At 49.7% G+C, this 24867-nt stretch carries 22 protein-coding genes; 7 read left to right on the forward strand and 15 right to left on the reverse strand.

From position 1 onward, the window contains the following. Nucleotides 1-91 precede the first annotated feature (91 nt). Entirely contained in the window at nucleotides 92-337 is a 246-nt protein-coding gene (locus B7982_RS04750; protein ID WP_088659763.1) for a hypothetical protein, read from the reverse strand. A 98-nt stretch (nucleotides 338-435) separates the two neighbouring features. On the opposite strand from B7982_RS04750, the gene B7982_RS04755 reads away from it, so the two are divergent. Continuing rightward, entirely contained in the window at nucleotides 436-1752 is a 1317-nt protein-coding gene (locus B7982_RS04755; RefSeq protein WP_233138375.1) for a lipopolysaccharide assembly protein LapB, read from the forward strand. 155 nt (nucleotides 1753-1907) lie between these two features. Here the strand turns inward: B7982_RS04755 and B7982_RS04760 are convergent, their stop codons facing one another. Continuing rightward, complete coding sequence (locus B7982_RS04760) at nucleotides 1908-3440, reverse strand: FGGY-family carbohydrate kinase (RefSeq protein ID WP_088659765.1); 1533 nt, start codon at nucleotides 3438-3440, stop codon at nucleotides 1908-1910. Nucleotides 3441-3556: 116 nt separating this feature from the next. Beyond that, entirely contained in the window at nucleotides 3557-4759 is a 1203-nt protein-coding gene (locus B7982_RS04765) for a class I SAM-dependent rRNA methyltransferase (protein ID WP_073424599.1), read from the reverse strand. Nucleotides 4760-4913: 154 nt separating this feature from the next. Here B7982_RS04765 and B7982_RS04770 point away from each other — a divergent pair, with 154 nt between their 5' ends. Then, complete coding sequence (locus B7982_RS04770) at nucleotides 4914-6461, forward strand: FecR family protein (protein ID WP_233138376.1); 1548 nt, start codon at nucleotides 4914-4916, stop codon at nucleotides 6459-6461. A gap of 26 nt (nucleotides 6462-6487) precedes the next feature. Next, nucleotides 6488-6895, forward strand: coding sequence for a VanZ family protein (locus B7982_RS04775; protein WP_088659767.1), 408 nt, complete (start codon nucleotides 6488-6490; stop codon nucleotides 6893-6895). A gap of 4 nt (nucleotides 6896-6899) precedes the next feature. Here B7982_RS04775 and B7982_RS04780 read toward each other — a convergent pair whose 3' ends face one another. Beyond that, nucleotides 6900-7544 (reverse strand): hypothetical protein, encoded by a 645-nt coding sequence (locus tag B7982_RS04780; protein WP_088659768.1) that lies wholly within the window; start codon nucleotides 7542-7544, stop codon nucleotides 6900-6902. Between the two features lie 31 nt (nucleotides 7545-7575). Beyond that, a complete protein-coding gene (gene murB / locus B7982_RS04785; RefSeq protein ID WP_088659769.1) occupies nucleotides 7576-8499 on the reverse strand; it encodes a UDP-N-acetylmuramate dehydrogenase in 924 nt (307 codons plus the stop codon). A gap of 27 nt (nucleotides 8500-8526) precedes the next feature. Between murB and B7982_RS04790 the strand changes: the two genes are divergently transcribed. Beyond that, the gene (locus B7982_RS04790; protein ID WP_088660011.1) at nucleotides 8527-9699 is read left to right on the forward strand and encodes a CHC2 zinc finger domain-containing protein; all 1173 of its coding nucleotides are present in this window, start codon (nucleotides 8527-8529) and stop codon (nucleotides 9697-9699) included. Between the two features lie 94 nt (nucleotides 9700-9793). Here B7982_RS04790 and B7982_RS04795 read toward each other — a convergent pair whose 3' ends face one another. From B7982_RS04795 to dnaX, 6 genes are all read right to left on the reverse strand, one after another. Next, nucleotides 9794-11092 (reverse strand): GspE/PulE family protein, encoded by a 1299-nt coding sequence (locus B7982_RS04795; RefSeq protein ID WP_088659770.1) that lies wholly within the window; start codon nucleotides 11090-11092, stop codon nucleotides 9794-9796. Between the two features lie 141 nt (nucleotides 11093-11233). Further along, nucleotides 11234-14398, reverse strand: a complete 3165-nt coding sequence (locus tag B7982_RS04800) for an efflux RND transporter permease subunit (RefSeq protein WP_088659771.1) — start codon at nucleotides 14396-14398, stop codon at nucleotides 11234-11236. A 20-nt stretch (nucleotides 14399-14418) separates the two neighbouring features. Beyond that, entirely contained in the window at nucleotides 14419-15468 is a 1050-nt protein-coding gene (locus B7982_RS04805) for an efflux RND transporter periplasmic adaptor subunit (RefSeq protein WP_088659772.1), read from the reverse strand. Between the two features lie 20 nt (nucleotides 15469-15488). Continuing rightward, complete coding sequence (locus tag B7982_RS04810; RefSeq protein ID WP_088659773.1) at nucleotides 15489-16904, reverse strand: TolC family protein; 1416 nt, start codon at nucleotides 16902-16904, stop codon at nucleotides 15489-15491. 145 nt (nucleotides 16905-17049) lie between these two features. Continuing rightward, nucleotides 17050-17352: a YbaB/EbfC family nucleoid-associated protein gene (locus B7982_RS04815; RefSeq protein ID WP_198953213.1), complete on the reverse strand. Its 303-nt coding sequence runs from the start codon at nucleotides 17350-17352 to the stop codon at nucleotides 17050-17052. 200 nt (nucleotides 17353-17552) lie between these two features. Then, complete coding sequence (gene dnaX, locus B7982_RS04820) at nucleotides 17553-19280, reverse strand: DNA polymerase III subunit gamma/tau (RefSeq protein ID WP_088659774.1); 1728 nt, start codon at nucleotides 19278-19280, stop codon at nucleotides 17553-17555. 136 nt (nucleotides 19281-19416) lie between these two features. On the opposite strand from dnaX, the gene B7982_RS04825 reads away from it, so the two are divergent. Together B7982_RS04825 and B7982_RS04830 are read left to right on the forward strand one after the other, a co-directional pair. After that, nucleotides 19417-19800 (forward strand): hypothetical protein, encoded by a 384-nt coding sequence (locus B7982_RS04825; RefSeq protein WP_088659775.1) that lies wholly within the window; start codon nucleotides 19417-19419, stop codon nucleotides 19798-19800. Nucleotides 19801-19823: 23 nt separating this feature from the next. After that, nucleotides 19824-20162, forward strand: a complete 339-nt coding sequence (locus tag B7982_RS04830; RefSeq protein ID WP_088659776.1) for a hypothetical protein — start codon at nucleotides 19824-19826, stop codon at nucleotides 20160-20162. A 91-nt stretch (nucleotides 20163-20253) separates the two neighbouring features. Here B7982_RS04830 and pheT read toward each other — a convergent pair whose 3' ends face one another. The 3 genes from pheT to ispD all read right to left on the reverse strand — a co-directional run bounded on the left by pheT (nucleotide 20254) and on the right by ispD (nucleotide 24047). Next, nucleotides 20254-22689: a phenylalanine--tRNA ligase subunit beta gene (gene pheT, locus B7982_RS04835; RefSeq protein WP_088659777.1), complete on the reverse strand. Its 2436-nt coding sequence runs from the start codon at nucleotides 22687-22689 to the stop codon at nucleotides 20254-20256. A 122-nt stretch (nucleotides 22690-22811) separates the two neighbouring features. Further along, on the reverse strand, nucleotides 22812-23294 hold the full coding sequence (locus tag B7982_RS04840) for a hypothetical protein (protein WP_072827234.1): 483 nt from the start codon (nucleotides 23292-23294) through the stop codon (nucleotides 22812-22814). 15 nt (nucleotides 23295-23309) lie between these two features. Continuing rightward, the gene (gene ispD, locus B7982_RS04845) at nucleotides 23310-24047 is read right to left on the reverse strand and encodes a 2-C-methyl-D-erythritol 4-phosphate cytidylyltransferase (protein WP_088659778.1); all 738 of its coding nucleotides are present in this window, start codon (nucleotides 24045-24047) and stop codon (nucleotides 23310-23312) included. A gap of 121 nt (nucleotides 24048-24168) precedes the next feature. Here ispD and B7982_RS04850 point away from each other — a divergent pair, with 121 nt between their 5' ends. Beyond that, complete coding sequence (locus B7982_RS04850; protein WP_088660012.1) at nucleotides 24169-24513, forward strand: hypothetical protein; 345 nt, start codon at nucleotides 24169-24171, stop codon at nucleotides 24511-24513. Nucleotides 24514-24516: 3 nt separating this feature from the next. On the opposite strand, the gene B7982_RS04855 is transcribed toward B7982_RS04850, so the two are convergent. After that, a complete protein-coding gene (locus B7982_RS04855) occupies nucleotides 24517-24831 on the reverse strand; it encodes a YbjQ family protein (protein WP_012820120.1) in 315 nt (104 codons plus the stop codon). Nucleotides 24832-24867 lie beyond the last annotated feature (36 nt).

Here is a 24867-nt window from a genome sequence, read left to right on the forward strand (position 1 = left end):
ATGAATGTTTATCATGAGTGACCCTTAATGTTTATCTTTAACTGTTTATAAAATAGATAAAGATTATGTCATTAAATGTCACTGCTAGATTTTACAGTTCGTCCTCGCTTTCGGACACATCCCCGAAATGGCTCCCGTATTCGTCAAAGTTGACTTCTTCGGCAATGTCGTCGTTGTCTAGGTCATCGTTGTCGAGCCCAAGTCCAAGTCGAGCACAGATGCGGTCAAGGAGGATGAGATCTACATCTTCGGTGTCGCCGCCCTCACGTTCGTAAGCTTCGATGATGAGCTCCTGTTCGTCCGGTTTGTATTTATCGACAACTTCTGTGATTTTCATTTTTTCTCCTTTGCGGATAATTAAAATTATCCACGTCTCTGCTTGTAATATCGTCAATCTGTGTCATAAAGTCAATGGTTTTTACTAAATTTTTTGCTATGAACAAGAAATTGTCTTTTATCGCACTTGCGTTGTTGGTTGGAATGTCTCAATCTTGGGCTGTAGACCCCCGTATTGAACAGGGTGCCCGTTTTGAGTCCAAGGGTCAGTATGACAAGGCTCTTGGTGAATATCGTGCCATGTTGGCTGAAAATAAGAAGAATACCGAAGCTTACATGGCGGCCGGCAAGGTTCGCATGAAGATGAAGGACTATAAGGGTGCTGTCGCAAACTTCCGCCTCGCTTATGGTTATGACCCGAGCTTGACTGAAGCATACGAAGGTGCCGCAAAGGCTTACGAAGCCATGGGCCAGCAGGCAAAGGCTGATGCCGAACGTGCTAAGATGAAGGGCGGTAAGGCTGCTGCAGCAAGTGCTCCGAAGGCCGAAACTAAGGCAGAACCCGCAAAGACTGCTCAGCCTGCGCAAACGGCTCCTGCCGCAAAGGCGGAACCGGCAAAGACCGCCGCTCCTGCAAAGGTTGAAACCCCGAAGGCTACACAACCGGCGACCGCAACGGCTGCCGCATCTGAAGATCCGTTTGAAAAGGGCAAGGCTTTGCTTGCCGAAGGCCGCTATGCTGAAGCCGCTCCGCTTTGGAGAGTTGTTCTTTCGAAGAAGCCTGGCGATGCCGGTGCCTACTTCTATGCAGGCCTAACCCGTTATGAGATGGGAGAATACGACAAGGCCGAGTTCAACTTGAAGAAGGGACTTTCTTATAAGGAACGCGGTAACGATGCTAACTACTATTTGGCAAAGATCAACCAGAAGGGCAAGCGTACCGAACAGGAAAAGAAGTATCTCTCTGCATACTTGAAGAAGGCCGCTCCGGATGCCAAGTTCCGCAAGGCTGCTGAAGATCGTTTGGCCGAAATCAACGCTGTTGCGAGTGCCGCTGCCGAAGAAAAGGCCATGCAGGAAGCCGAAGCCAAGGCCTTGAAAGAAGCTAAGAAGAGCGGGAACGACAAGTCGAAGTCTGTTGACGTTGCACCGCAGAGGGAAGACGTCGCTCCGACCGCTTCGAATTCCATTGCCAACGCCAATGCTCTTTATGCGGATGGCTATCACGAAGCCGCTCTCCAGATGTACAAGGCTTTGCTCGAAAATGAAATCACGCCGGACGAACGCTACTTTGCGATGCTCCAGATGGGCAACATCTATCGCGAAATGCGTGACTTCCACAGTGCTGTAACGCGCTACCGTGATGTTGTCCGTGAATTCCCGGATTCTGACTGGGCGACCGAAGCTGAACGCGCTCTCGAAGACGCTGTGTGGCTTGAAAAGCACGCTAGCGAACTCCCGCGTAACAAGCGCTAATTGGCCATTAGTCAATGGTCTTTAGTTATTAGTTACAACTGAAAGATTTCGTATAAAATTATGCCGGGCTCGTCCCGGCATTAATTTTTAAGATGTCATGCCCGCTCAGGTCCCTGAGCTTGTCGAAGGGCGGGCATCTCCTTTTTTTTGAGGATTTATCCTTTCACAAGCTTTCGGTCGCTCTTGACTTTATCCAGGAACTTCTTGTAGAGCTTGTTGTAAATCTCGTGATTCTCGGGATTCGGCGTGTACGTGTTTGTAATCTCGATATAGCTGTGGATGTCCTCGAACTTCATCTGTCCAAGCCCGATTGCTGCAACTGCTGCGGCGCCGAGCGCTCCCACGTACTGCGGATGCTTGACTGTTTCGATCGTATGCCCGGTGACGTCTGCGAGAATCTGGTTCATGATGTTGATTCTTGCAAGGCCGCCCGCAAAGCGGATCGTGTCAGAAATCTTGCACTTCTTGGCCTGGCATTCCAAGAGCCAGCGGAAGTGGAAACAGATGCCTTCGATGACAGCTCGGAGCAAGTCTCCACGAGTTGTTTCCAAGCTAATGCCTGAAAGCGAACTGCGGATGTCTCCGTCTTCGAACGGAGTCTTGCAACCATTCATGAACGGCGTGAACAAAAGCCCGTGTGCGCCGGGTTCCGCTTTCGAAACGAGCGATGCGCATTCTTCGTAGCTGTATTGCGAATTGTCTAGCTTGCCGATAAGTTCACGCGCCCATGCAAAGCACTTGCCTGCGGTTTCAAGTTCGCCATACAGATACTTTTGCCTGGGATTCGGGCCCTTGACTGCAATCATCATGATGTCGGCAAATTGAATGATATGGTCGACGACCGTGCAGACAGAACCTGAAGTTCCACAGTAGATGCTGGTCTGGTTATTTTGAGTGTTGCCACAGCCGACGGCAACCATAGCGACATCTCCGCCACCTGCAATGACGGGAGTCCCTTTTTTCAAGCCCATCTGCTCGGCTGCGGTTGCGGTGATACGACCAACGATGTCGGTGCTTTGCACAATTTCGGGCAAGTGTTTTTCCTTGATGCCGTAAGCCTTCGCCATTGTATGGCTCCAGCCGGAATGTCCCTTGCGGCAATCGTTGAGCGCTGTGCAAAATGCGGAGTCCTCGGTGCGGACGAATCTGCCGGTAGTCTTGTACAGGAGGTAGTCGCCAACGTCCAAAAATTTATCGACTCTAGCGAATTTTTCGGGCTCGTTGTTTTGCACCCACTTGTATTTCCAGATGGGGCTGTAAGCTCCGACAGGCACCATGCTTGTGTGGCGCATTGCCTTGATGAGCTTCCAGATATTTAGCCCGTGGATCTTGAAACCATGGTCGAAGTAGTCCTTGAATTCCTTGTCGGCACGTCTGTCAAGGAACGTCATAGGGGGGCGTACAGTATTTCCGTTGGCGTCGACGAGCACAGTTGCGTTCATCTGTGAACAGAAACTGATGCCCTTGATCTGGTCGCTTGTAATACCGTAATTTTTAAGGAGGTCCTTTGTGCTGCGGCAGATGGAATCCCACCATTGTTCGGTGCTCTGTTCAACACCCTTGCCGCCTAAAGTCGAGGTACTGTGTGTGCTTACGACGGTTGCTCCTACGAATTCAATCGAATTAGCAATTTTTGTGAGCGTTGCTTTTATAAAGGAATTACCGATGTCGTAAGTGACTAAATACATTTTTAACCTCTATAAAACCGTCCACATATACCTTTTTGCTTCTTGCAAAATTATAAAAAAACTACACAGGCTTTGTCACCTGTGTAGTAAGTTTTTTGAAAGCTTTTTCGCTCTTTTTACACAACCTGAACCAGGAGGCCTTTGAGGTATTGTCCTTCGGGGAAGGCCGTGTTCACGGGATGGTCGGCGGGCTGTCCAAAGCGTTCGATAATCTGCACGCGACGGTGGGCATCGGCTGCGGCGTCGGCGATAATCTTCTGGAACAAGTCCATTTCCATAAGGCCGGAGCAGCTGAACGTAGCGAGCATGCCGCCTTCGGCAAGGAGCTTCATTGCAAGTAAATTAATGTCTTTGTAGCCGCGGGCGCCTTTCTGCAAGTTGTCCTTGCTTTCGACGAATTTCGGCGGATCAAGCACGATGAAGTCGAACGTTTCGGCCTTGTCGCGGCACTTGCGCAAGTACTGGAAGACATCTGCTTCGACGTGTGTTGCATGTGCCGTGCTTAATTTGTTGCGCATGATGCCTTCCTTGGCGAGCTTGAGCGCGTCCTTGGAAACATCGACCTGGTAAACCTTTTCACAGCCACCGCGGAGAGCGTACAGACCAAAGCCGCCGGTGTAGCAGAAGCAGTTGAGCATCTTCTTGCCACGAGCGAGTTCGCCCACGCGACGTCTGGCATCGCGCTGGTCGAGGTAGTAGCCTGTCTTGTGTCCGTTCTTCACGTCAATCGGGAACAGAATTCCGTTTTCGTTGATGATGACCGGTTCGTCCGGAACTTCGCCAAATACAACGCCTGTGCGGAGGGGGAGTCCTTCCTTTTTGCGGACTTCGGAATCGCAGCGTTCATAAATGCCACGGCAACCTGTCTTTTCGGCGAGCAATTCGTAAATGATCTGGCGATTGACTTCGGCGCCTGCAGCAAGGATTTCGACGGAGTAGATGTCGGCATACTTGTCGATGATGCAACCCGGAATGCCGTCATTTTCGGCGTTCACAAGGCGGAATGCACATTCCTTGTCGTGGATATCGAACCCACGGCTCTTGCGGGAGGCAATGGCGCGGTCCAAAATGTCGCTAAAGAATTCTCGGTCAATCTTGACGTTTTTACCTTCGGTTCCGAATGTCCAGAAACGGCCACGGATCTGGGATTTCGGGGAGTAGGCCGCAAGGCCCAGAAAATCGCTGTGATAGCTGTAAACTTCGACAACGTCACCAAGCGCAGGGTCGCCAACAACTTCATCAATGGCACCGCTAAAAATCCACGGGTGGTAACGGAGGGCGGATTTATCGCGCCCGGCTTTCAATGTAATTGCTTTCATAGGTAAAAATTTAGAATTTTTAGTTATATTTATTTTGTTACGTATTTGTGTGGTTCATAAAACGTGTGACGGTACGCAAATTATTGTTTTTAATCGAGGGGGAAAAGTGATTGTAAATTTCTTTTTTGAAATTTTAATTACTAGATTAAAAAACATGGTAGGAAACAATCAGGCAAAGATTTTTAGGGTTGGACTTTTGGGCTTGGCCCTCGTTTTTGCCGTATCCTTTTCTGCCTGTGGCGATTCTGAATCCTCCAAAAAAGAATCGTTAAATGCGGTTCCCGAAAAGCCTTTGTTTAATGGCGTTGTCCAGAGTGTTTTGGGTGATGCCCATGTGAAGACCGCTGATAGCCATGCTAAGTCGTTGAAGGTTGGCTTATCTGTTCATGAAAAATCATCGATTGTGACCGAGGCGGGGTCTTCGGTTGTGATTTCTGTTGATGACGGTTCTGCGCTCAAGACTGATGGTCGGTCGGAGTTGGCTATTGAAGTCACTAAAGCGGATGAACTGAAAACAAGAATGACTGTAGCGCTCCGCTATGGAAAGTTGTTGTTCGAGGTGCAAAAGCAGGCTGTCAAGGACGAGTTCGAAATCCGTACAGAGAATGTTTCGTCTGTAGTTCGTGGAACGGCTGGCTTTATCGAAAATGTCTATGGCTTGGAAATCACCTCGCTTAAGGAAGGCCGTCTTGACGTGTCGGTAAGTAACGATACGGCTCAGCCAATTAAGAGTGGACAGACGTTGATTGCCAATACGAATGGCGTGAAGATTTTATCGCTTGCAAGTTCGGGCTCGCTTGTCTTGGCTCGTGCACTTGATTCTATTGCAACGGGTGCCGCGGCAGAACTCGGTGTGCATGCCGCAAAGCTGAATCTCGACAAGCTTGAATCGATGTTGCAGGAATTTGATGAAGCCTACAAGAAAAAGGCTGAGGCTTTCATAAAGAGCTCGCAGATTGAGTTTAAGCCGAAGGTCCTGAATGAATACATTGGCAAGCCCAGTGTGACGCTTGAAGCGTTGTTTATTCCGGGAAGCTTTGTTTCTGTGCTCGGAATTGTCGATACGATTCCTGAAAGCGGGCTTTACAAGCGAACGTTTGAATGGGCGGATTCCACGGCGTTTGGTCCGAAGCATTTTGTTGTGAATTGCAGCAATGGCGAAGTGGAATACATTTGCCATACCTGGCATACGAACTTTGTTTCGGCGAAGATGGCGGAAGTCTTGACGAAGGCTAATGAACGCAAGTCTACGGCTGCTAAGGATACGGTCCAGCCAAAAAAACTCAAGCCTTCGATTGTCATAGAAGGTTCTGGTCGTGAACGTATCCACGTATTGCCCGAAGAGCGTGATATCCCGGCGACGCTCCGTTTTAGCGTGGCGGGCTTGATGGGCTCGGACTTGAGTCAAATCAAGAAGATTATCGTGAAGCGCAAGGGTGTTGTGGTAAAGACCTTTGCAGATGATGAATTGATGACAAATTCATTTAAATTGCCGATTCGCCTCAAGCAGAACCGAATTGCCCATTTTGAAATTGATGCCATATTCGTAAATGGCAAGAAGATTAAGGCAAGGAAAGTCTATGAGACGTATTGCTTCTTCGAAAATTACGAAGATGGCAAGAAGAGTAACCGAATCAACGACATGACGGCAGAAGAAGAATACAAAAATGTCGTCTCCAAGCGCTTGCTCAAGAACGAATAGCTTTTACAAAAGCTAAATTTGGGCGCATGTTTGAATCGCTCTTTGACAAGTATCCGTTTTTTAGAAAAGTCCCTGCCATCCTCTGCATGGCTATCATTTTCAAGATTTCTTCGATGACATCCTATGAACTCGAAGACTTTCTGCATGTATGGGATAAACTTGCGCATACGTGCGAATACGCTACTTTGGCGGGTTGCTTTTGCATGTGGTGGGCTCGTGGTGAGTGGTCTATAAAGCCGTGGTTCAAGGTGCTGATTGTTATGGCGATTGCACTTGCTTACGGTTGCACGGACGAATATCACCAGAGCTTTGTGGAAGGCCGTGACTGCAGCGGTTATGACTTGATTGCCGATGCGCTTGGTGGATTTATCGGCGGCGCGGTTTACGTGTTGGTTGTGAAAATCTTGAACAAGTACGATCCTCTTGTTAAGTAGACTTTTAGTATTTTTTCGTTAGAATTTGTGTGAACTGCGAACCGTTTTGCGCTATGTCAGTATAAAAACCGCATAACGCGCAAATAATAAACAAAACGATTGCGGTAATGACACCCACGATGCTTTTTTTGCGGTAGTCTTCGGGTTTATAGTCTGGCGTGTAGAACTTGAGTAGCTTGGCTCCGATAAATCCTTGCGTGATGGGGTACAGAGCACTTAAGGCGAGCAAAATAGTTGATGAGGAATGACCTCCATTAAGCTCATTAATTTTTAAGAGTGACCTGCAGATTGTTCCGATGACAGGGGCTGTTATAAAGTAAAGTCCGATGCTTGCGATTAACATTCCCACGAAAAAACGGCCGAGGGCTTTATTTTCTTGTAATGCTTTTTTATGGAAAAATGTGATGAGGATTGCGATGTATAAGTAGCCGAGATTGCATGCTGCAAAAATGGCGGCGCTCCACATGAATAGGCCTGCGGGGTGCGCTTCTGTGGTTTCTGTTTCTGTGGGTTCTGTTGAAATGCTTTGTGCGGGAGCTTCTGTGAATTGCTTGCCCTTGTTGGCTGGATGTTGCAAGTTGGGTGCATCGCACCAAAGGCAGTTAGGCATGTCGTCTTCGTATTCTTTTCCGCATTTATGGCAAATCATAAGCTTATCCTAAATTTTTGAGGATAAAATACTAAAATTTCCCGAGCAGAATCACTTCTCTGTGAAGGTTAATGCCGAATTTTTCGGCGACAATTTTTTGAACGTGTTCGCTGAGTGATTTGATGTCTGCGGCGGTGGCATGGTCTGCGTTTACGATAAAGTTTGCATGCACTCGGCTCACTTCGGCGCCGCCTATGCGGTAGCCTTTTAATCCCGCCTGTTCGATGTAGTAACCTGGTGCGATTTGTGTCGGCGTTTCGGCGGCGCCGACATCTAGACGCTTGAAGGTGCTGCCCGCATTGGGCATGGAAAGCGGTTGCGAATTGCGGCGCTTTGTCATGCATTCCTGCATTTCGCTTTCGAGATCCTTGGCGGTCTTGCCAAGTTCTGTTGCGGGTGTGAGCTGGAATGTGGCAGAAAGAATAGTTTCTGCATTTTCAGATGTAGCGAGTTCTTGAAAAATGCTATGGCGGTAGCTGAAGACGCAATCTGCTGCGGCTCGCGTATGCAAATTGCCTGCGGCATCGATGCTTTCGACTTCAATGCAAGTCTGCGAAACATCTTGACCGTAAGCGCCTGCGTTCATGTAAATTGCACCGCCGAGGCTCCCGGGTATGCCGGCAAGCTTGTGGATGCCTGCGAGTCCTTCATTAATTGTGTAGCGGGCGAGGCGGGCAAGCGGTGTGGCGCCTTTAGCGCAAATCTTTCCGTTACCAAGATTTGTGATTTCCGAGAAAAATTTACCGAGCTGGATGATGACGCCGTTGTATCCGCTATCAGAGACGAGCAAGTTCGTGCCCTTACCGAGAATGTAGTTCGGGAGCGCGTGCTCGTTTGCAAATGCGATTGCTTCTTTGATATCGCTTACGGATTCTGCTTTGATGAAATATCGTGCGGGACCGCCTACTTTAAAGGACGTGTGCTCGCTCATCGGTATATTTTCTTGAATAATCATGACGAAAATATATATATTCTTGGTGCAATGACAGAAGAGGAACTCAAACAATTTAAGGCTGCACTCTCGATTACGACGGTGGCTATGGATTTAGGCCTTCCGGTGGTGCGTGGCCGTTGTCGTTGCTTTTTCCCGACACGCCATGCGCATGGTGATAGAACTCCATCTGTATCGTTCTCCGAAGAACGCGGAACATTCCGCTGCTGGGTCTGTGATGATGTTCGTGGCGATGTGATTTCGCTTGTGCAGTTTGTCAAGAATTGTTCTTTTCTGGAAGCTTTGAACTGGCTCAAGGAAACGTACGGATTCCTGTTGCGTGGTGCAAAGCCGCAATCGCAAAATCGCATATCAACGACGAGTTCCGCCTCTGCATCAACGATGCCGAATCGAGCTCCTGCTTCGAATGTGTCGCTAGAACAAAGTGCCGCACTTGTTGCAAAAACTGCAGTCCGTGATGCCGCTCTTGAATACCGCTCTCCCGAGCCTGCAAAAGAGCTTGTAAGCGAAGATGAACGCAAGAAGATTATCCTCTCGTTCTTGAAAATGTTGAGTCCTGTCGACAAGACGCCTGCGGCTGCCTACCTTGCACGCCGTCGCATTTACAAGCCGATTTGGGACAAGATGCTTTTGCGCACGATTACGGATTATGGTGCGCTGAACAACAAGCTCAAGGAAACTTATGATTTGGAAGTACTCAAGTACGTGGGGCTTTTCAGTGAAAAAGGGAACTTGAGGTATTACAAGCATCCGCTATTTTTCCCGTATCTTGATACCAAACGCCGGTCGTTTTATTTTCAGGCGCGCGCAATTGATAGCACGGTTGTGCCGAAGGAGCTGAACTTGCGCGGGACGGTGCCGTTCCCGTACAATGTTTCGGCGCTTGACGAAAGGCCTGGCTGGGTTTACCTTTGTGAAGGCGTGGTTGATACGCTTACGTTCTTGGGACAACGCATTGCGGCAATTGGAATCCCGGGCGTGCGTTCTTTCAAGACAGAATGGCTCCCGCTCTTTAAAAACAAGAGTGTCGTGCTTTGCCTAGATAAAGATGAAGCGGGGCGCAGTGGCACGGAGTATTTGCAGACTGTTTTTGCGAATGCGAATATCCGCACGGTTGTGCTCGGTGATGGCGTAGATCAATTTGGCAAAATGTCGATGAAAGAAGGCGAAGACATCAACGATTGGTTTGGTGGGAAAAAGTGAACTAAGAAATAGTTCACTTCTTCTGTTTTTATTTTAATAAACTATTCTCGCTTTAAACGGATTCAATGCTTTTTGATTTGCTGAATAAGAATTATTATGATCCTAATACTCTCTCAATTTCTTCTGCGGTGGTGATTCCTTGGTGGATGAGGTGGGTGGCGTTTTCTTGCATGGTGCCGTCGGCGTAGGTGTTGTTGGGGAGTAACAATTCGCAGACGACTGTTCTGCCTTTGTATTGCGGTGTAGATTCACTAGATGCTGTTTTATCAAGCTTCCTTACGAGGCGCTGGGCGAACACGCCTAGCAATGCTTCGTCCAAGATACTCTTTTGAACGCCTAAATCGAGAAGTCTCGCCGCCGCAACTTTTGCACTGTTCGTGTGCAACGTGCTCAACACAAGATGCCCAGTCTGTGCGGCTTGCAACGCAATTTGTGCGGTCTCGGCATCGCGGATTTCTCCGACGAGAATCACGTCCGGATCCTGGCGCAAAATAGAACGCAATGCGGCTGCAAATGTGAATCCGCATTTCTCGTTGACGGGAACCTGATTTGCTCCGCGGAGTTCGTATTCAACCGGATCTTCGATGGTCGTGACGTTTATTTTCCGCTGGATGATTTCTCGGAGTCCTGCGTAAAGTGTTGTGGTTTTTCCGCTGCCTGTGGGGCCTGTAACGAGGAACAGCCCTTGCGGAGCGCTGAAAATTTTCCGAATTGCCTGGAGTGTCGTTTCGTTAAAATCAAGGCTGTCGAGCGTTTGTGCGGAATCGTTTGCTGGGAGCAATCGCAGCACGCATTTCTCTCCGTTGTTTACGGGAATGGTACTCACGCGGACGTTTACTTTTTCGTGAAAGTCTTCAAAGGCAAAACTCCCGTCGTGTGGCAAGCGGCGTTCCGTGATATCGACATTGGCTATGACTTTGAGGCGAATCAGTACAGGTTCGGTAAGCCATTGCGGAAATGTCCTGTATTCCGTTAAAAGCCCGTCAATGCGAAAGCGCACGCGTAGCGCATCTGCCAACGGTTCTAGGTGAATGTCGGTTGCCTTTTTCTGGAGCGCTTTGATGATAAGGCTATCGACGAGGTTTATAATCGGTTCTGATTCCCAAGATGAATTTCGTGAAATCTCGAGATGATTGAGATGCTGTAGCAAATCTTCGTCATCGATTGATTCTGCGTGGCTGTGCATCATCTTGATTTCGGCAGGGGCGTGTTGCTCAGGGACAATGCGTTGCTGTGTGGCAAAACGGATTTTTTCGAGGAGGAATTCATCGGTTGCATTCGGTACGGCGATTTTTATGGGTGCGGCGCATTCCTGAGCGCTTTCCCCGGCGCTTTCGACAATCGCAATCCCGTTTTTCTGGCACCAATTTTTTGACAAGTTTTTTGTATTCATCCCCGTAAAATACAAACAACAATCTCGAAAAATCACTTTCACGCAAATTTTGCAAACAACCGTTTGCAAAACGGCGAACTTATTCAACAAAAAAAGTCCCCCGAGGTGGGGGACTTTGCGGAGTTGTCTAATGAAACTTGATTAAGCCTTGTTCATCTTGGCCTGGAGTTTCTTGGCGCCTTTCTTGACCTTGCTAAACAAAGCGTTCGGGAGCCAGAAGAATGTCGGCACAAGGAACATGGTAAGCACTGCGGACACAATCAAGCCACCCACAGATGCAATACCCATCGGCTGAGTCATGGCGGCAACGTTACCACCGAGAGCGAATGCGAGCGGGAGCTGGGCAATCACGGATGCAAGCGTTGCAAGCACAATCGGCTGGAACTTAGCCTTGGCGGCGGTCAACATAGCCGAGCGGCGTCCCATGCTGCCACTACGCAACAGACGGTTTGCTTCGTCAAGCAATAGAATAGCGTTGTTCACCACCACACCAATCAACATAACGATTGCCATGAGAGCGATCATGGAAAGTGCCTTGCCTGTAAAGATAAGGGCGAGGAGCACACCGATAGCACCCATCGGGATGGTCGTCATGATAATGAACGGCTGGGCAAAGCTTTCGAGGAGGGCGACGAGCAAAATGTAGGTGAGGATAATAGCCATCACGATTGCGGTCAAGAATTCCTTCTGCATGTCGTTCTGCATGTCGGCGTTACCACCGAAGCTGAACGTGATGCCTTCTGGGAGTTCGTCCTTCATCTCTGCGGTGAGCTTTCCGAGCTTGCCCATGATTTCACCGGTCGTATGTCCCGGGAGCAAGTTCATCGAAACGTCAATACGTCTCATCTTGCGCTTACGGTCAATACGTGTCGGACCTGCACCATCTTCGATGTGGAAGAGCTCACTTGCACTTACGTAGCCCTTTGGCGTCTTGACTGGCAAGTCTTCGATGTCGGCATGGCTCTGTCTATCCTTTTCCATCAAGCGCACATAAACGTCGTATTCTTCACCGTCTTCGGTATATTGTCCTGCTTCGAAACCGTTCACTGCAATGTAGTTGTAATTTGCGACGGTTTCTAGCGTTACACCGTAGTCGGCAAGTGCTGCACGATTCGGTACCAAGCGGATTTCAGGCTTACCGGCTTCATAGCTCGTCTTGATATCCACGATGCCGTCAATCTTTTCCTTGACGCGGTCAAGGACGATTTGAGATGCCTTGATGACGGAGTCTGCATGGAGACCGTTCACTTCGAGCACCACATCGCCAGCGGAGTTGTTCTGCATTTCAGAGGCGGAGGTGGACTTTACGGAAATGTAGGCGTCTGGAATGTTGGCGAGGTACGGACGGATGGAGTCGACGATTTCGTCCGTACTGCGATGTCTGCCCTTCCAGTCTTTCATTTTCTTCTTTTCCCAGTCCTTCAAGAGCCTTACACGCATGGTAGCCTGGTTTACGGTCGTAAAGCCGTTGGAACCACCCACGTTCATGCTGTAGTGGACAATTTCAGGAATATCCTTGACGCGGGATTCGATAATATGAGCCACGCTGTCGGTCGTTTCGATATTCGTACCTACGGGCATTTCGAGCTTGATGCTCATCATGCCTTGGTCCTGTCTCGGGGTAAGTTCAACGGTCAAGTACTGCGTAGCCATAAGGTACACGATAGCACATGTTCCCATAAGAGCGAGAACCTGGACTAAGAAACCCGGAACAGAAAGGCAGAAACCGAGAACCTTCAAGTAAACAAAGCGGAATCCGTTCAAAACCTTCGGGAAAAGACCAAGAATGGTTCCGACAATGCCTGGCTTTTCTTCGATGATGTTTCCGTTAGCGTCTTTCTTCTTGCCTTTGAACAAGTAGGCTGCCATAAGCGGCGTAAGCGTAAATGTCACGAGGAGCGACACGAACGTTGCAAACACCATGGTCATACCGAATGTTCTAAAGAAGATACCCACGATGGACTTCATGAATGCAATCGGCACGAACACGGCAACGTTTGTAAGTGTCGAAGCCATGATGGCAATCATGATTTCAGAAGTGCCCTTGTAGGCGGCTTCCTTCGGATCAAGGCCTAGATTCAGCTTGTTGTTGATGTTTTCAAGCACAACGATGGAGTTTGTCACCAACAGACCCACAGAACTCGAAAGAGCCATGAGGGACATCATGTTGATGCCGAATCCTGCAAAGTACATGAGTGTAAATGCACCAATCACGGAAATCGGCATGGTGAGAGCTGCAATAATCATCGTCGAGAACTTGCCGAGGAACAAGAGCAAAAGGCCTGCGGTAAGTACGATGGCGATAATGATGTTCTGGATAACGTTATCGATAGATTCGTTCACGGCTTCGGACTTGTCGTAAATGAGCGTGAGCTTGAAGCCTTCCGGGAGAGTCTTGTTGACTTCTGCCATGCGTTTGAGCACGCCTCTGGAAACTTCCACGACGTTTGCGTCGGAGCGCTTCTTGATATCGAGTGCGACTGAGTTGATGCCGTTAAAGCGGGAAGTCGATGTAATTGTTTCGATGGTATCTTTCACGACGGCAATTTCAGAGAGCTTGACGACTCCCTTTTCCGTCGGAATTTCCATGTTGCGCATTTCATCGAGGTTCTTGAACTTACCTGCGGTACGCACAGACGTGTTCTTGTGCTTGCCGATAACTTCACCAATCGGGAGGTTAACGTTGGACATGCCGTAAAGGCCCATCATGGTGCCGATATCGACACCGCGGTCCATCATTTTTTCCTTGTCGACTTCGATGGCAATCTGGCGGGTTGTACCACCGAAAATATCAACGCTAGCAACACCGGAAACAGAAGTGAAGAGCGGTTCGATTTCGTCTTCGACTTTCTGGCGGAGTTCTGTAGAGTTTAGAGGACCGGTGAACGAGATTGCCATGATGGCTGCACCGTTAATATCGACCTTCGAAATAATCGGAGCCTGCACGGCGTCCGGGAAGTCCGCAGAGGCGAGGTCTACCTTGGAACGCACGTCGTTTGCGGCAACGTCCACGTTCACGCCCATGTTGAACATGGCGACGATAATGCCGTAGTTTTCCAAGCAGATGGACTGCACGTAGTCGATACCGTCCACGAGTTCCACTTGTTCTTCAATCGGCTTGATAATTGTGGTTTCGATTTCTTCAGGGTTTGCGCCCTTGTAAATGATGGTGGCCGTAACCACGGGGACTTCGAATTTCGGCATCAAGTCCACCACCATCATGGAATAGGTATAAAGACCGAACACCACCACGGTCAAGATGACCATGAGCATGGTGATTGGTTTGTAAATACTGGCTTTAATCATTGACTATACTCCAGTGTCGATTATTCGACGATCAGCACCTTGTCGCCATCGTTCATGCGGTTCTGGCCTTCGACCATCACGACATCGCCTTCGTTAAGGCCATCCTTGATTTGAATGTCGGTCTTGGTTTGCACTCCGAGTTGCACGATTTTGCGCTTGGCCTTGCCTTCGCTATCGACTGTCCAAACCGAGTTCACGCCGTTGCTATAGACAATGGCTTCGACAGGGACGGTAACGCCTGTAACTTCACGGGCGTCAATCTTTGTGGTGAGGTACATGCCTGGGAGGAGCTTACGGTTCTTGTTCTTGAAGGTCACTTCGACCGGGAAGAAGCGGGTTATCGGGTTTGCGGCGAGCGGGATGAGGCTCACTTCGCCTTGGAGCTTTTCGCCGTTGAGTTCGATTGTCGCCTTGGCGCCTTTCTTGAAAAATCCGATTTCGGAACTTGTGACGTTGAGCTTAAGGATCACCTTGTCGAGGTTTGCGATGGTGAACATGGCGCCACCGACACCCGGGACTTCGCCGACCTTGTGCTTGACTTCGGTAATGGTACCGGAAGACGGAGCGAGCACGAGCGTTGCACGGCGTGCGGTTTCCATCTGCATCTTGGAAATGCTAATCTGAGTTTCGAGCTGATCGACGGTGCTCTGAGCAACACCGCCCTTAGCCTGCACTTCCTTGGTGCGGGCTAGGGTCTTTTCGTTCAATTCCATGGCGGCTTGTGCTTGCTGGTAAGCCGTGTTGTCGCCCGTAAAGACGAATTCCGCGAGAACTTGGTCTTTCTTGACTCGAGAACCAACGCGGACGTTGATCTTTGCAATCGGGTCACCGAGCTTGGCGGTTGCTGTCGTCTGCTGGCTACCTTCGATGGTGCCACTGAAGGCGCGGACGTCTGTGAGCTTGACTGTAGCAGCCTTCACGACGCGGGCTGGCTTGCCATTGACCTTCTGGATTTCTTCGATGGTCGAAACTTTCTTTTCGGACTTGGCGTCTTTCTTGGCGTCGCCGCATCCAGCGAGGAGGAGCGACAGGGCAGAAATAGTAATGATTGATTTTGTAATGGTCTTCATGATTGTCTTCCTCTTAAATCTTAGTATTCACCTGTGGCTTGGAGCAATGCGTTATAAGCGGTGTTCCAGTTGAGAATCCCCTGCAAGTAGTTGAGTTTTGCCTTGCGGAGGTCCATGTTGGCGGTAAGCAGGTTGAGCTGCGTTTCCATGCCGTTTCTGAAAGCCGCGTCGGTCATGTCGTAGATGCGCTGGGCCAGGTCAATGTTATTCTTCAAAACTTCAAGATTGCGTTCTGCGGAGGCGAGTGTCTGTGCGCAGCTTTCGATTTGCACGCGGAAGCCACGTTCTGCAGTTTCCTTCTGGATCTGGGTGCTGCGGAGGCTGGATTTAGCTTGGACCACTGCTTCCTTGGTCTGCATGCCATTGAAAAGGTTCATCGACAAGTTCAAAGAAACGTATTTATTGAGCTTGTCCCATTTCGGTGCGTCCCATTCGGTAATCTTGTTTTGGTTGTTTGCGTACTTGAGACCACCAACCAATGCGATTGTCGGCTTGTAGCCACCTTCTTCGATTTCGATGTTCTTTTCTTTCATCGTTTCGGTAGCTTGGAGCATCACCAATTCTCTACGACGTTGCTTGACGTTTGCCATGGAGGTGTCCGGGTACGGGAGGTTGGATTCCGGGCTACGGAGTTCTCCGTTGAATTGAACGTCGTTGTCCCAGTCAAGACCCATGGTGTTGAGAAGGGCGTTCTTGGCAAGGAGGCGCTTGTCTTCGAGTGCTTTTCTGTCGACCTTGAGGGCTTCCATGGAGAGCTGGACTCTTGCCAAGTCCAGTTCTGTGGCAAGTCCGCTCTTGACTCCTTGTTCCACAAAATCAAGGTTATCCTGAGTGATTTTTATGCTTTCATCAACAATGGCGATGGAAGAATCCAGGTAAATGAGCTGGTCAAAAGCGTTATCAACTTCGTAACGGACTTTCGACTTCGTGTTATCAAGGTTGACTTCTTGCAAGTGCTTGTATGCCTTGGCGATGTCGATGGCTGTACCGACCTTGCCTGCAGCGTAGAGCACCTGGGTCAGTGTGAGGCCCACGCTAGACTGCCAGCGATAACCTTGGGATTTCATGCCGTAAATAAGCCCATCCACGGCAGGACCCATTACGTTTTGGTCAAAAGCGTTTGCTTTGGGGTATCCGGCGTCGTCCTTTTTGTCGGCCATATCTTTGGCGGCATCCGCAAGGGCTGATGTTTTTTTGACGTCATCAAGCCCGAAAATACGGGTTACATTGGCACTAAGGTCAATGGACGGGTAGGCGTTACCATACCCAGCGTCTACTTGGGAATTTGCAGAAACGAGATCTTCTTCGGCGCTCTTGATGTCCGAAGAATTTTCCATGGCGGTCTTGATCGCCTCATCTCGGGTGTAGGTTTTTGCCGAGGCTGGTACAATCAGCCCTAAAGCAAGGGCGGAAAGGACTAAAAATTTCCTTGACATTCGTTCTCCTAATATATTAAGCTAGCCAAATGTAAAAAAAAAGCACCCTTTTCATAAGGGTGCTTTTTTCTGTTTTTGATGAAGTGCACAAATGTAGGGATGAATAGCAGCCTAATTTGCGTAAATCAGCGTTTTTTGCTCAAAATTACATCAAACCGGGGATTTTCATGCCACCGGTGATGTCCGAAATGCTTGCCTGCTGGGCGTCGTCTTTCTTCTTGACGGCGGAGTTCACGGCTGCCATAATGAGGTCTTCGAGAGCTTCGACATCGTCCTTGTCGACGGCATCCGGATTGATCTTCACCATTGTGAGTACGCCCTTTCCGTTCATGGCGACCTTCACCATTCCGCCACCGGCTTCGGCGTCAAAGCTCTGTGCCTTGAGGTCGTTTTGTGCCTTAAGCATCTTGCTCTGCATTTTCTGAAGGTCCTTAAGCATCTTGCTCATGTCCATGAATATATCCTCGCTTTTTGAGTGTATTAAAGGTTATTGGATCCTTCCACTTGCGTGTCAGGATGACTGTTTTCCATTCGTAATTATAGAATTTTTATTTGGTTGGATCCTATCACTACACTACGTTTCGTTCCAGGATGACGTTTTAATTGTCACCCTGGAGGGAGCTTGCGACCGATAGGGGCCATGATAATCTATGCGTCGCAATCTTCTTCATCGCATTGTGAAACGATGGCCGCTTTCTTGAGTTTCTTGGTGAAGACGAGTTCTGTTGCAAACATCTGCTGGAGTTTCGCAAGCCCCGGTTCCTTTTCCAAATCGAGTTCGTACGGGCTCATCTTGGCGGCGCGCTGTTCGGCAAGTTCGCTCTCGGTGAAGGCGCGCGTGCGGATGGAAAGCGCAATTTTTGTCTGCAGACGGTCTTCCAAAATGCGTGTCACGCGTTCGACGTATTCGGGATGCTCCGTCATCTGGCGGTAGCCCCAGTTTTCGGCATTCTCGGTTGTGCCTGCGTAGGTGAGCGCAATCGGGAACGGATTCTGCTCGGGGTCGCCGGTTTCAAGCGTCGTGCCTGCGATAGCGGCGGAGAACACGTAGTCGCCGTCGTTAGCGATGTTGGAGAGTATGGAAGGCCATGCGGCCGCAATTTCGTAACGTGAAAATGCTTGCACACCACCTTGATCGTAGCCTGCAAACGGGTCGTCATAAGACGCCTGGACTTCTTCCTGGGCGTCTATCATGGCGCTGACTTCAGTTACTTTTTTTTTTACCGCGTCGTTTTCGGCGCTTTTAGGATCGTTAATCGCTGCAAGAGCTTTTCGCAAATCGACCAGTCGGTCGAGCCAAGCCATTCGGGCAAAAGTCGTCTCGACGAGGAGGCGCGGGTTCGTGCTGTAGCGGAGCGTACCCTGCAAGTCGATAAGCATCTTGCTTATGCGGAGGATGTCTCCGTTCGTAAGACTTTGTGCGCAGCTCTTGTACTTGGTGTAGAGCTCTTCGGTGATGTTGAGCGCATCTGGTGTGAAGGCGTCGAGGCGGGCGTAAAGCAAATTGCGGAGGAACTTGCCAAAGCCGTCGAGCAGCGGGATGAACTCGATACCGATTTTTACAGCATCATCCACCATGCGGAAGCAGCCCTTGATGTCGTGGTTTTCGATGGACTGGATGAGCGAGAAGAAAAGTTCTACAGGCGGGATGCCGAGGACGGAGCGGACTGATTCCGCGGTCATCTCGTTCCCGGTAAAGGCGTATGCCTGGTCAAAGTAGGTGAGACCGTCACGCATGGAACCGTCGGCCTTTTCGGCAAAGATGTCGAGGGCTTCGTCGGTAGCCTTGATGCCTTCCTGTTCGCAAATGTAGCGGAGACGGCTGCGGATCTGGTCTACGGTCAGGCGCTTGAAGTCAAAACGCTGCACACGGCTCAAAATCGTCTGCGGAACCTTGTTGACTTCGGTCGTTGCAAAAATGAAAATCACGTGGGACGGCGGTTCTTCGAGCGTCTTGAGAAGAGCGTTGAAGGCGCCTGTCGAGAGCATGTGGACTTCGTCGATGATGAAGATCTTGTACTTGCCGATGACGGGCGGGTACTGCACACGTTCAATCACATCGCGGATGTTGTCGACGCTGGTGTTGGAGGCCGCATCTATTTCATAGACGTCCATCGGGTTTCCACCGGCGATATCCTTGCAGCTGTCGCACTCGCCACACGGGTGCAGCGGGTCAGAGCCCTTGCAGTTGAGCGTGCGGGCGAGGATGCGGGCGCTAGTAGTCTTGCCCACACCACGGGTGCCGGTAAAAAGGAATGCATGATGGAGACGACCGCCCTGAATGGCGTTCTCGAGAGTCTTTGCGATATGTTCCTGACCGACCATATCGCTGAATGATTGCGGGCGCCACTTACGCGCCATTGCGATGTATGCCATGCTGTTTAATATAGTAAAGTAATCAGGATTTTTTAGTTAAGAGTTTCTAGTAACTAATAGCTATTGACTAAAGACTACGCCATCGGCGCTTAATTTTCGTATCTTTATAAATGTAAATAGTCAAACAGAGGTACTTATGAATTTTGATATGGCGCTTTTGATTTTGTGCTGGCAGACGGCCTGCCTTTCGCATAACCACGAGAATGAACAGCTTTTGCCGGGGGCGACTTCGGCAACGGAAGCGGAAAGTGCCGAACTCGACAAGATTCATGACGAAGTGACTCCGAACGCCAGTTGGGATGAATTTAACGACCTTTATGCAAGCTACAAGTCGGCAAGCGACCGTACTAAGGCTTGCGTCAAGGCTCTTCAGTCGCAGTCCCGTGATTCAAAGGTTCTCGTGATAAACTGCATGGTCCGTATTGCGAATGCTTCGCACGAAGACTACAACAGGACTAATATATCGCCCGAAGAATATGAATTTATCAAGAATGTACGCGAACAGCTTGGCTTGAATTAGGCTCGCGCTTGAGGGGAGTGTTTATGGTTCAATTAAAGTCTATTGCTATTGCTGTGCTTGCTGGTAGCGTACTTTGCGCAGCGCAACTTGCATTAAAACCTGCAGTTGAAACGGATAATGTCCCTACAATTGAAGATCAGTACTTGATTTTTAAACCTGCTGAAAATGAATTTCGCGATGAAACTCCAGAGCTACCGAAAACAATTCCGGCAGGCTTCCATAATCCAACGTTAGTCGTTAGCCCAGAAAGCCGGAAGAACATTGATGACAAAATGGAAAAAGTCGGGAAGGGCCTTTGCTATGCCTCGATTGCCACTTTTATCTTGAGTGGGAGCGGTGATACTCGGCTTTGCGGGAATTAATTTTATTTATATGTAACAAAAAGACCCGCGCTTAAACGCGGGCCTTTTACTTTTCTAGTAGCGAATAACTAGTTACTGCGGCTATGCCGCATTAGCGAAGCACGATGTCGCCGTTTTGAACGAGCTTGTCGCGAAGCTTGTTGTGAGCCTTGTTGACTTCGTCGTCCGTGAGCGTGCGGTCCATAGCCTGGTAGGTGAGGCTGTAAACCATGTTCTTCTTGCCGGCTTCAATCTTTTCGCCTTCGTAGATGCTCTTGAGAGTAATCTTCGCGAGGTTCTTCGGGTTGAGAGCCTTGATGCGGGCGAGCACGTCTTCGTGAGTCATCGTCTTTGCAACTTCGATAGAGATGTCGCGGGTCGAAGGCACCTGGCGGCTGAACGGCTGGAACACAATCTTCTTGTGGCTTTCGTGTTCCATCTTGTCCATATCGGCTTCCATCACGTAAGTCTCGTAGCTGATTTCGTTAGCCTTGAGGCAGTTCGGGTGGAGTTCGCCCATCGTTCCAAGAACCGTGCCGTTGCAGACGATTTCAGCCTGCTTGCCCGGGTGGAGGAAGAGTTCCGGCTTTGCGGCGGCGCGGAATTCCACGACGAGGCCGAGACGCTTGAAGAAACTCTGGACAAAGCCCTTGAAGGCGGCAAAATCAATCTGCTTCGGCTTGTCGTTGAGCGGATCCACGTCAAAGTTACCGGCGATGGTAAGGGCGACGAGGTTGGATTCGTCAAAGCCCGGATCGCGTTCGTCCTTGCGAGCGCGCTTGAACTGGCCCTTGGCAACTTCGAACAGACGAACAGAACCCGGACGGTTCTTTTCGTTTTCGGCAACGGCCTTGAGCAAGTTCGGGAGGAGGCTCGTCGGCACAGCACCGAGTTCTTCGGAAAGCGGGTTCAAGAGGAGAGCCGGCTTGCTGCGACGGTCATCGCTTTCGGGGCCAAAGAGGGCTTCGGTGCGGGCCTTGCTCGTGAAGCGGAGGCTCAAGCATTCGTGGAGGCCCATGGCAGAAAGCGTCTTGCGGATCTTGCGGTTCAAAACTTCGATAGCCGGGAGTTCGTTCGGCTGCATCGTGAACTTCGGCAAGCTGTACGGAATGTTGTCAAAGCCGATGAGGCGAGCGATTTCTTCGATGAGGTCAACTTCGCGTTCGAGGTCCGGGCGGAAACTCGGAATCTTGAACGTGAGAGATTCGGCGTCCTTCTTCACGACTTCGAGAGCGATACCCGTGAGGAACTTTTCAATCTGTTCGGTGGAAACTTCCATGCCGATGACCTTGGCGGCGCGAGCGACGCGGAGCGTGACCTGGTTGTTTTCCTTCTTGTGGTCTTCGCCGGTGTATTCGACGGAACCCTTGAGAATGCGGCCGCCAGCAACTTCCTGGATCATGGCGCAAGCGTACTTGCTGTATTCGTCCTGCGTAGCAAAGTCAATTTCGCGTTCGAAGCGGTAGCTGGAGTCCGTAGAGATGCAGAGGCGTTTGGCCTGCTTGCGGATAACGGTCGGGTTGAACCAGGCGCTTTCGAGGAACACGTTCTTCGTAGCGTCGACGATTTCGGATTCGACTCCGCCCATCACGCCAGCGACGCAAGCCGGACGGTCACCATCGCAAATCACGAGGTCGTTTTCGATGAGTTCGTGTGCGGTGTGGTCGATCGTTTCAATATGCTCGCCCTTCACGGCGCGGCGGACCTTGATCTTGTTGCCGTGGAGCTGGTCCATGTCAAAGCTGTGGAGCGGCTGACCGACGTCCATCAAGATGAAGTTCGTGATATCGACGACGTTGTTGATGCTGTTCATGCCGACAGCGTGCAAAAGCTTTGCAAGCCATGCCGGAGACTTTTCAACCTTCACGTCCTTGATGACGCGACCCACGTAGCGGGAGCAGCCGCAGCCCGGAACGACTTCGAGGCTGATGGCGGCGCTTGCATCTTCGGAATCTTCCTTGAAGTTGTAAGCGAGCGGCTTGAGCGGACGGTTAAACTTGGCGGCGAGTTCGCGTGCGACACCGCGGTGGCTAAGAGCGTCCGGGCGGTTCGGCGTGACGTTCAGTTCGAAGCAGACGTCGTACATGCCGAGGCTTACGAACGGCGTACCTGCCGGGATGGAATCGTCGAGAACCATGATTCCACCGTGGTCGTCAGAAAGACCGATTTCGTCTTCGGCGCAAATCATGCCGAAGCTTTCGACACCGCGAATCTTGGATTTCTTCATCTTGAGCTTGGTGCCATCAGGGAGCGGGAGTTCTGCGCCAATCGGGGCGAGCACAACCGTCTGGCCTGCAGCGACGTTCGGGGCTCCGCAAACAACCTGGATGGTGTTCGTGCCGTCGTTCACGGTAGTGATGTGCAAGTGATCGCTATCCGGGTGCGGATCGCAAGTGAGAACCTTTGCAACGAGCAACTTGTCATAGACCTTGCCCGGTTCTTCCATGCCTTCAACTTCGAGACCGATGGAGGTGAGCGCCTTTGCGACATCTTCCGCAGATTCCGGAAGGTCAACGTGACGTCTAAGCCAATTCAAAGAAACTTTCATTTTATTACCCTTTGTGGCACGAAACTTGCGTAAGTCTCGGCGTTTTGCCTAGATGGTCCGCAAAATCCATGCCTGCTTAATTTTTCGGCGTAAATGTAGAAAATATTAGCTTGATAAATTGCTTAATATGTTTCGCAATAAGGAATATCGTCGAACTCAGCCGCTACTTCTTCTTTTTTGAATTGGTTGAATAGCAGGACTTCGTTTTTCGAGAACAATTCATCGTTATTGAGGAATGAAATGACGATTTTGCAGAAACCGTTTTGCGGAACGACGACGCCGTGTTTTTCAGCAAGGGTAAGTGTTGTTTCCGTAAAGCCACAAGAGTATCTATAAGACTCTAAATCTGCTTTTCCCGGTTGGATATATGCCGAAAAGAGATTGTCCTGTTCGCTAGTCCAAGTGGGCTTGACGATGATTTTTTCACCGCCGAGTTTGATTTGCTGCTGGTATCCGCCGCTACAGAAACCAACAGGCTGGCGGAACACGCCGATGACGCCTGATTTTTGCTCGAAAGTCTCTTTCTTGGATACAGAAAGGGATTGTGCGCATGAAGTCATAAGAACGCAGGCGCTTAGAATGCCAAGGAGTCTGAAATATTTCATTTTACCTCGTAAAAATTAAATGTATTTTGCCCTGTTCGTGAAGATCTCGAAATCTTCGGGCGTGGTAAGTTTGTCGTTTGCCGCTTCGCCTTTGACGATATAGACGGGCTCGCCAAAGAATTCGAGGATGCTTGCTTCGTCGGTCGGCGTGAAGTTCAGCGGTTCCTTTTCGATGCGGGCGTAGAGGCTCTTGAGCAAATCGATGCGGGCCGCTTGTGGAGTCTGTGCGAGCCAGACCTTATTGCGGTCAATTGTACTTTCGACGCGGCCATCGCTTGCAATCTTGATGGTGTCGATGGCTGGCTTTGCGACGAGGCAACTCCCTTTGTTGACGAGCGTTTCGCAAATGTCGCGGATAATCTTTTCGCTGATGAACGGGCGTGCTACATCGTGGACGAGCACGTATTCAGCGCCGCTAGTGAGCGAGTTCACTCCGTTTTGCACGGACTGCCAGCGTTCTTTCCCGCCAACGACAATTCTTAGTTTGTTTAAAGTATTCCCGTATCCGGTTCCAAATGCGGGACTCAAACGGCTAAAAATATCTTTTTCAAAGTAGTCTTTCCAATCGGCTGGGACGGCAATAACGACTTCTGCGATTTCATCCATGTTGAGGAATGTTTCAAGGCTATATTGGTAAACAGGCTTGTTGCCAAGATTCATCAATTGCTTGGGAATTGTCCCGCCCATGCGCTTGCCGAGGCCGCCCGCGGGGAGGACTGCAGCGAATTTTCCAAAAAGTAATGAATTAGACATAATTAAAAAATAGAAAGTTTTGTGATTTAAATCACCGTGTTTAAAATGTAAGAACTATAAAATTTTTTGAATGTAGAGAAAGTTTTTACCTTTGGCATCGAGTGTGTATATGGGAGATCGAATGGACTTTAGTGAATTGAAACCTCGCAACCGGACTCAAATGGCAGTCGTTGCTTGCTTGGGCGGATTTGTCGGGGCGCATAACTTCTTGCTTGCGAATAGTGTTTCGGGAAGCATTAAAATTTATTTGACCCTTGTTGCGATTATTGCTCCGCATCATGTCGGTTTGAGTCTTGCCGCGGTGAATATTGCTTGGATCCTTTTTGATTTGTGGCAGATATGCTTTATGAGCACACTGCCTGAGATTCGTTTGGAAGGCAGTCGTAAAAAGGCGGTGGTTTTTGTGTTTACCTATATGGCTTTTGCGACTGCGCTTGCAATCCTTTTATGCCAGCGCTATTTGTAGTGGCTATTTCTTGAAGCGGACTGCCGTTCCGTAGGCAATAATTTCGGCTGCGCCTGCCATAAGGCAGCTTGTGGCGTAGCGGACATTCACGATGGCGTCTGCGCCAATCATGGTGGCTTCGCGAATCATGCGGTCCGTCGCTTCTTGGCGAGCTTCGCTCATCATCTCGGAATATCCTTTGATTTCCCCGCCGATAATAGTCTTGAGCCCGGCGAAAACGTCTCGGACAACGTTCTTTGAAAATACGATGCTCCCCTTGACGAGCTGGATGGTTTCAATTTCCTTGCCGCTGATAAAGTCTGTGTTGACGATAATCATTGATTCCCTCTTCAAAAAATTTGTCTGATTTTTAAT

The sequence above is a fragment of the Fibrobacter sp. UWB2 genome (assembly GCF_002210425.1).
Classification (GTDB): Bacteria; Fibrobacterota; Fibrobacteria; order Fibrobacterales; family Fibrobacteraceae; genus Fibrobacter; species Fibrobacter elongatus.

Coding starts and splice junctions, on each gene's coding strand:
- B7982_RS04760 (WP_088659765.1), bottom strand. CDS start 3,440: ATGTATTTAGTCACTTACGACATCGGTAATTCCTTTATAAAAGCAACG.
- murB (WP_088659769.1), bottom strand. CDS start 8,499: ATGATTATTCAAGAAAATATACCGATGAGCGAGCACACGTCCTTTAAA.
- B7982_RS04755 (WP_233138375.1), top strand. CDS start 436: ATGAACAAGAAATTGTCTTTTATCGCACTTGCGTTGTTGGTTGGAATG.
- B7982_RS04855 (WP_012820120.1), bottom strand. CDS start 24,831: ATGATTATCGTCAACACAGACTTTATCAGCGGCAAGGAAATTGAAACC.
- B7982_RS04805 (WP_088659772.1), bottom strand. CDS start 15,468: ATGAAGACCATTACAAAATCAATCATTACTATTTCTGCCCTGTCGCTC.
- dnaX (WP_088659774.1), bottom strand. CDS start 19,280: ATGGCATACATCGCAATGGCGCGTAAGTGGCGCCCGCAATCATTCAGC.
- B7982_RS04770 (WP_233138376.1), top strand. CDS start 4,914: ATGGTAGGAAACAATCAGGCAAAGATTTTTAGGGTTGGACTTTTGGGC.
- ispD (WP_088659778.1), bottom strand. CDS start 24,047: ATGTCTAATTCATTACTTTTTGGAAAATTCGCTGCAGTCCTCCCCGCG.
- B7982_RS04840 (WP_072827234.1), bottom strand. CDS start 23,294: ATGAAATATTTCAGACTCCTTGGCATTCTAAGCGCCTGCGTTCTTATG.
- pheT (WP_088659777.1), bottom strand. CDS start 22,689: ATGAAAGTTTCTTTGAATTGGCTTAGACGTCACGTTGACCTTCCGGAA.
- B7982_RS04800 (WP_088659771.1), bottom strand. CDS start 14,398: ATGATTAAAGCCAGTATTTACAAACCAATCACCATGCTCATGGTCATC.
- B7982_RS04825 (WP_088659775.1), top strand. CDS start 19,417: ATGAATTTTGATATGGCGCTTTTGATTTTGTGCTGGCAGACGGCCTGC.
- B7982_RS04775 (WP_088659767.1), top strand. CDS start 6,488: ATGTTTGAATCGCTCTTTGACAAGTATCCGTTTTTTAGAAAAGTCCCT.
- B7982_RS04850 (WP_088660012.1), top strand. CDS start 24,169: ATGGACTTTAGTGAATTGAAACCTCGCAACCGGACTCAAATGGCAGTC.
- B7982_RS04795 (WP_088659770.1), bottom strand. CDS start 11,092: ATGAATACAAAAAACTTGTCAAAAAATTGGTGCCAGAAAAACGGGATT.
- B7982_RS04790 (WP_088660011.1), top strand. CDS start 8,527: ATGACAGAAGAGGAACTCAAACAATTTAAGGCTGCACTCTCGATTACG.
- B7982_RS04765 (WP_073424599.1), bottom strand. CDS start 4,759: ATGAAAGCAATTACATTGAAAGCCGGGCGCGATAAATCCGCCCTCCGT.
- B7982_RS04810 (WP_088659773.1), bottom strand. CDS start 16,904: ATGTCAAGGAAATTTTTAGTCCTTTCCGCCCTTGCTTTAGGGCTGATT.
- B7982_RS04750 (WP_088659763.1), bottom strand. CDS start 337: ATGAAAATCACAGAAGTTGTCGATAAATACAAACCGGACGAACAGGAG.
- B7982_RS04780 (WP_088659768.1), bottom strand. CDS start 7,544: ATGATTTGCCATAAATGCGGAAAAGAATACGAAGACGACATGCCTAAC.
- B7982_RS04815 (WP_198953213.1), bottom strand. CDS start 17,352: ATGAGCAAGATGCTTAAGGACCTTCAGAAAATGCAGAGCAAGATGCTT.
- B7982_RS04830 (WP_088659776.1), top strand. CDS start 19,824: ATGGTTCAATTAAAGTCTATTGCTATTGCTGTGCTTGCTGGTAGCGTA.